Source organism: Roseateles sp. P5_B10 (genome assembly GCF_056400485.1).
The window spans coordinates 1-6,439 of the sequence record NZ_JBFULE010000267.1 but is presented as its reverse complement, the minus strand read 5'-3'; the positions used below and the strand labels follow the sequence as shown (position 1 = coordinate 6,439).

Sequence of the window (6,439 nt, the reverse complement as noted above, 5' to 3'; positions counted from 1 at the left end):
CTGCTGGCCTATGAGGCGGAGCACCGCCGTGCGGCGGGGCCGCTGTATGCCGGCACGAATGCGCTGGTGCGCTTCTTCACGGACGACCGCGCGCCGGTGTTGGCGCTGCGCCGCGCCGTCATCGACATCGCCCGCCATCTGCCGCCGCTGCGCGCGGCAATCACGCGCCGGCTGGTGGACGCCTAGCGGCCCTGCGCTTCCAGCACGCTCAGGGATCCGCGCAGCGAGCGCAGCGCCTGTTCCATCGGCGTTTCGCCCGGCGCAGGCAGCAGGCGGGCCTCGCGGCTGGCCAGCACATCCTCGCGCAGCGTCAGGCCGGCGCGCGCGAACTGCGGCTTCAGCAGCGCCGCGCGCTCACGCAGCAGTTCGCGCGTGGCTTGGTAGGCATGCTCGGCGAGGTGGCGGCGTTGGCTGTAGCTGAAGGTGTTGGCCATGAAGAGCTCGGCATCGCGCGGGTCGGGCTCGAACAGCAGGATGTCGGTCTGCGGGTGCGTCAGCTCATAGCCCTTGAGGCCCAGCGCCAGGCGCGAATGGATCAGCGAGCGGAAGGTCTGCGACAGCACCAGCGGCAGGCCGCCGTCCACCAGGCGGTGGATGCGCGGCTGCAGCGCGCGCAGGGCCGGGCGGCCGAGCTTGCTGGCCAGCTTCTTGGCGCGGCGCGAGCGCGCATCGCGCGGCGACATGCGGTTGCTCTCGTAGGGCACGAGCGGGTTCAGGCAGATCAGCAGGTCCAGGCCGCGGTCCAGCAGCACGGAAGCGTGCAGCGTCTTCTTCAATGCGCCGTCCACGTAATGCCGGCCGTCGATCTCGACCGGCGGGAACAGGCCCGGCAGCGCCGCGCTGGCCTGCACGGCCTGGGAGATGGGCACATGGTCCCAGCCCTCGGCGCCGAAGGGGATGGCTTCGCCGGTGTCCAGGTCGGTGGCCACCAGCACGAGGCGATGGCGCAGGTCGCGGAAGTCGTTGCTGCGGCCGGGCTCGGCGAACACCTGGGTCAGTGCCTCGCCAAACCGTTCACTGCTCAGCAGGCCGGTGGGCAGCACGCGGCCCAGGCGCTCGATGGCGCCGAGCAGGGAGCGGCCTTCCAGCAGCACCTCGCGGGCGGCGTCGGCCAGCAGGCCGGGCAGCAGGCGCAGGCGTTCGCCGAACTCGGTCCAGGCGGGCTGCAGCAGTTCGGCCGGGTCGAAGCGGTCGGGTGCTTCGGCGGTGTTCTCGATGAAGGCGGCGCAGAGCTGGCGCGGCGTCATGCCGTTGGCCAGGCCGGCGGCGATGAAGCCGCCCGCACTGACGCCGATGTAGCCGTCGCAAGCGGTGAAGTCGAGGCCGCCAACGGCCTCCTCCAAAGCACAAAGGGCGCCAACTTCATAGATGGCGCCCAGTGGGCCTCCGCCTGCCAGGGCCAAACCGATCTTCGGTTGGCTCATGGTCAGAGAGAGTTACTTGCTCAGGCTTGAGCGGCTTGCTCGGCGGCCGGAGCGGCGGCAGCCTTCTTGGCAGCCGGGGCGCGCTTGGCCGGAGCCTTCTTCGCCGGGGCGGCAGCCTTCTTGGCGGGAGCGGCAACCTTCTTGGCCACAGCCTTGACGGCGGCCTTCACCGGAGCGGCCTTCTTGGCAACAGCCTTCTTGGCGGGCGCAGCCTTGGCGACGACGGCCTTCTTCACGGCAGCAGCCTTCTTGACGACGGCCTTCTTGGCCTTGGCAGCGGGCGAAGCCTTCTTCAGGCCGGCCGACACGGCCAGGTCGTCGATGCGCTTGATCAGGCTCTGCACGTCGCTGGCGGACGGCACGTTCAGGGTCTTCAGCGCCTTGGCGACGCGTTGCTCGAAGATGCTTTCCAGCTTGTCCCAGTGCTGACCGGCCTTGGCGCCGACATCACCAGCCATGCCGCTGACTTTGGTGGCCACGGCGCTGAGCTTTTCCTCAGCGGCGGATTGGGTCTTCTTTTGCAATTTGAGTCCTTCCGAAACGAGGGCCTCGAAAACCTTGCCGCCTTCGCCCTGGGCCTTGGCGAAAGAGGCCAGACCGGCGGCCCAGATCTGCTGGGCGCTGTCCTTGACATTCTTGGCCATGTCGCCATCGAGCAGGCCAGCCGGGAAGCCGGTGGCGGCCGAGGCCTTCTTCTTGTCTGCCATCTTTTGAAGCTTCTTGACCATTTGGGTGTCCTTGCGAGTTAGCGCGGTTTGTTGGGATCAGCCGCCGGGACTGTAGCGGCGCGATCCCCCTTCAGCACGGCCATTCCTAGTGAGTGCGCTCTACGATGGCGAAGGCCGTTTCCTGGGGAAAGTGCCCAGCGGGCGGCCGCAAACCCTGGTCAAGAATCAGCGCGACAACGTCCAAATCCACAAGCAGGAGACCCGCATGCAGTATTTCGTCACCGGCGCCACAGGCTTCATCKGCAAGCGGCTCGTCAAGAAGCTGCTGGCTCGCCGCGGCAGCACGGTCCATTTCCTGATGCGCGAGGAGAGTGCGGCCAAGCTGCCCGACCTGCTCGCCTACTGGGGCGTCAGCAAGACCCGCGCGATCCCCGTCTACGGCGACCTGACGAGCAAGAAGCTCGGCGTGGCCAGCGACGCCGTCAAGAGCCTGAAGGGCAAGATCGATCACCTTTACCACCTGGCCGCGGTCTACGACCTCGGCGCCGACGAGGAGTCGCAGGTCGCGGTGAACATCGAGGGCACCCGCAGCATGGTCGAGTTCGCGCAGGCCATCGACGCCGGCCATGTGCATCACGTCAGCTCGATTGCGGCGGCAGGCCTGTACGAAGGCGTGTTCCGTGAGGACATGTTCGAGGAGGCCGAGAACCTCGATCACCCCTACTTCATGACCAAGCACGAGAGCGAGAAGATCGTGCGCAAGGAGTGCAAGCGCCCCTGGACGGTCTACCGCCCGGCCCTCGTCGTCGGCGATTCGACGACCGGCGAGATGGACAAGATCGACGGCCCTTACTACTTCTTCAAGCTGATCCAGCGCATGCGCCAGATCCTGCCGCCGTGGCTGCCCAGCGTCGGCCTGGAGGGGGGACGCATCAACATCGTGCCGGTGGACTTCGTCGTCGACGCGCTCGACCACATCTCGCACAAGGTCACCAAGGCCCACGGCTGCTACCACCTCGTCGACCCCAAGGGCTACCGCGTCGGCGACGTGCTGGACATCTTCAGCAAGGCCGCGCACGCGCCCAAGATGAACCTGTTCATCAACGCCGCGTTGATGGGCTTCATTCCCAAGAGCGTCAAGAAGGGCCTGATGGCGCTGGCGCCGGTGCGCCGCATCAAGAACGCGGTCATGAAGGATCTCGGCATCCCCGAGGACATGCTGACCTTCGTCAACTATCCGACCCGCTTCGACTGCCGCGACACCGAGGCCGCGCTCAAGGGCTCGGGCATCGCCTGCCCCGACCTGAACGACTACGCCTGGCGGCTGTGGGACTACTGGGAGCGTCATCTCGATCCCGCCCTGTTCATCGACCGTTCGCTGCGCGGCGCGACCGGCGGCAAGGTGGTGCTGGTGACCGGTGGCTCCTCGGGCATCGGCCTGGCTGCGGCCATCAAGTTCGCCGAGGCCGGCGCCATCACGCTGATCTGCGCGCGTGACGAGGTCAAGCTGGCCGAAGCGGTCAAGGAGATCAAGGCTGCGGCGGGCAAGGACGCGCAGATCCACAGCTATGCCTGCGACATCGCCGACGAGGCCGGCTGCGCCGGGCTGATCCAGTGGTGCACCGAAGAGTTCGGCGGAGTCGACTTCCTCATCAACAACGCCGGCCGCTCCATCCGCCGCGCCATCGAGAGCAGCTACGACCGCTTCCACGACTTCCAGCGCACGATGGACCTGAACTACTTCGGCTGCCTGCGCGTGACCATGGGCCTGCTGCCCGGCATGGTGGCCAAGAAGAAGGGCCATGTCGTCAACATCAGCTCGATCGGCGTGCTGACCAATGCGCCGCGCTTCAGCGCCTACGTGGCCAGCAAGGCCGCGCTGGACGCATGGACGCGCTGCGCCTCCAGCGAGTTCGCCGACACCGGCGTGACCTTCACGACCATCAACATGCCGCTGGTGCGCACGCCGATGATTGCGCCGACCGCGATCTACAAGAACGTGCCGACGCTGGCGCCCGAGGAGGCCGGCGACATGATTGCGCAGGCCTGCATCAACAAGCCGGTGCGCATCGCCACGCGCCTGGGCATCTCGGGCGAGATGCTGCACGCCGCGGCGCCACGCATCGCGCAGATCGTCATGAACACGACCTTCCGCATGTTCCCCGACAGCTCGGCCGCCAAGGGCGACAAGTCGGGCAAGTCGGGGCTGTCGCCCGAGGCCATCGCGATGCAGCAAATGATGCGAGGGATTCACTTCTAAGCCATCGATGAGCGCCCAGGGGCCACAGAGCCCCGGCGCGTGAAGGGAGGATCTCTTGCAACACTCACACCCTGTCGGGCCGCTGCCGTCCGTCAAGCCGACGCCCACGCCGCGCAGCTACCAACTGCGGGCCTGGGGCGCCGTGGCCTCGCTGGTCGCCTTCCTCGGCATCTATTTCGGTCTGGCCGGCTGGTTCGCCTGGACGGCGTGGCGGCTGGGCCAGAGCGCATTCGCCGGCCGCAGCGACGGCTTCTGGGCTTTCCTCGTGGCGCTGTGCGCGGCGCTGCTGGCCGTCTTCATGCTGAAGGCGCTGTTCTTCCRCCAGCGCCGCGCCGAAGACCATAGCCTGGAGATCCAAAGCACCGACCAGCCCGCGCTGTTCGTCGAGCTGAACGCCATTGCCGATGCTGTCGGCGCACCGCGCCCGCACCGTGTGCTGGTGTCGGCGCGCGTCAACGCGGCGGTGTTCTACGACCTGTCGCCGCTGAACCTGCTGTGGCCGACGAAGAAGAACCTCGAGATCGGCCTGGGCCTGGTCAATGTGCTGAACCGCAGCGAACTGCGCGCGGTGCTGGCGCACGAATTCGGCCACTTCGCGCAGCGTGCCATGGCCGTGGGCCGCTGGGTCTACGTGGCCCAGCAGATCGCCGCGCGGCTGGTGGCGCAGCGCGACATGCTGGACAACTTCCTGCAGGCCCTGTCCCGCTTCGACTTCCGCATCGCCTGGGTCGGCTGGGTGCTCAGCGTCATCGTCTGGGCCATCCGCAGCCTGGTGGACAGCGTCTTCACCGGTGTGCAGCTGCTGCAGCGCAGCCTGGGCCGCGAGATGGAGTACGGCGCCGACGCGGTGGCCGTCGCGCTGACCGGCAGCGATGCGCTGGTGCACGCCCTCTACAAGCTGCAGACGGCCGACATCGACTGGGACCGTGCCGCCGGCGTGGCGGGCGAGCTGCGGGTCAAGGAGCAATGGGTGGGCGACCTGTTCGCGCTGCAGGGAGCTATCGCCGAGCGCACCGGTCGCATGCTGGATGACGCCGACTATGGCCGGGTGCCGGTCGCACAGGGCGGCCCCAACCGCCTGTTCGACACCGCCGACAGCGCCGTGCCGCAGATGTGGCGCACCCATCCGCTCAACCATGAGCGCGAGGCGCGTGCCAAGACAAACTACAAGGCCAGCGAGGTTGATGAGCGCAGTGCCTGGACCTTGTTCGAGAACGCCGCCACGCTGCGCGAGCAAGTCACGCGCCGGCTGATCGAGGCGCCCGAGTCCGCCAAGCCCATGGACGCGGCGGCCTTGCAGGAAGCGCTGAATGAGCGCTTCGGCGGCGAGCTGCTGCAGCCGCGCTACCGCGGCGCCTATCTGGGCCGCGCACTGACCCGCCATGCGGCCGAGCCCGGCCAGTTGGTTGGCGACCTGCCCGAGGAGGCGGAGGGTATCCAGCGCCTTGCCGCCCTCTATCCAGCCAGCCTGGGTGAGGCCGTGCGGCGCTGGCGCCGCATCGACGCCGACAAGGAGCCGGCCGAGCATGCCGAGCTGCTGGCCGAGTTGCGCCGCCACGACCAGATTGCCCGCGAGACCCATCTCGCATTGGCGCGGGCACTGGGCGACGGCAGCGAGGCGCGGCTGCGCGGCTTGCTCGCTCAGCTGCACTACGCCGAGCACACCGCCGCCAATCTGCGCGACCTGCGCGGCATGCTGGCGCACACGGTTCGCGTCGAGACCACGGGCCGGATCAGCGATGCCGGTCGCATGCGCGTGCGAGATGCCGGCGGCCGGCTGCATCACGCGCTGCAGCAGTTCTATGCCGAAGCCCCTGACGTGGTGCTGGATGAAGCCACCTGCAAGCGGCTGCAGGTCGACAGCTGGGTCGCCGCGCTGGGTGAGTTGAAGCTCGGTCCGCCCGACATCAGCCATCTGGGCGATTGGCTCGGCGTCATCGACAGCTGGATGGACCTGGCGGAACGCGCCCTCAATGGGCTGCGTGGTGCCGTGCTGGCGGAACTGCTGGCCGCGGAAAGCCGCACGGCTGCCAAGGAGCCCGCCGGCGAGGCGACGGTGCCGTCCACGCCGCGCGGCTACGCCACCC

4 protein-coding genes and 1 pseudogene are annotated in these 6,439 nt (G+C 68.2%); 3 read left to right on the top strand and 2 right to left on the bottom strand.

What is annotated here, in order from left to right; all coding sequences use genetic code 11:
• Positions 1-186, top strand: a pseudogene (locus AC1DU6_RS16455) (5-demethoxyubiquinol-8 5-hydroxylase UbiM); the annotation flags it as partial.
• On the opposite strand, the gene AC1DU6_RS16450 reads toward AC1DU6_RS16455, so the two are convergent.
• Both AC1DU6_RS16450 and AC1DU6_RS16445 read right to left on the bottom strand, forming a co-directional pair.
• Positions 183-1,424, bottom strand: a complete 1,242-nt coding sequence (locus tag AC1DU6_RS16450) for a patatin-like phospholipase family protein (RefSeq protein WP_477858363.1) — start codon at positions 1,422-1,424, stop codon at positions 183-185. The pseudogene AC1DU6_RS16455 and the gene AC1DU6_RS16450 sit on opposite strands and share 4 nt — an antisense overlap.
• A gap of 20 nt (positions 1,425-1,444) precedes the next feature.
• On the bottom strand, positions 1,445-2,152 hold the full coding sequence (locus AC1DU6_RS16445; protein ID WP_477858361.1) for a phasin family protein: 708 nt from the start codon (positions 2,150-2,152) through the stop codon (positions 1,445-1,447).
• A 205-nt stretch (positions 2,153-2,357) separates the two neighbouring features.
• Between AC1DU6_RS16445 and AC1DU6_RS16440 the strand changes: the two genes are divergently transcribed.
• Both AC1DU6_RS16440 and AC1DU6_RS16435 read left to right on the top strand, forming a co-directional pair.
• Positions 2,358-4,352 (top strand): SDR family oxidoreductase, encoded by a 1,995-nt coding sequence (locus AC1DU6_RS16440; RefSeq protein ID WP_477858359.1) that lies wholly within the window; start codon positions 2,358-2,360, stop codon positions 4,350-4,352.
• Positions 4,353-4,407: 55 nt separating this feature from the next.
• Positions 4,408-6,439: M48 family metalloprotease (locus AC1DU6_RS16435; RefSeq protein ID WP_477858357.1), on the top strand; the 2,032-nt coding region annotated here is incomplete at its 3' end.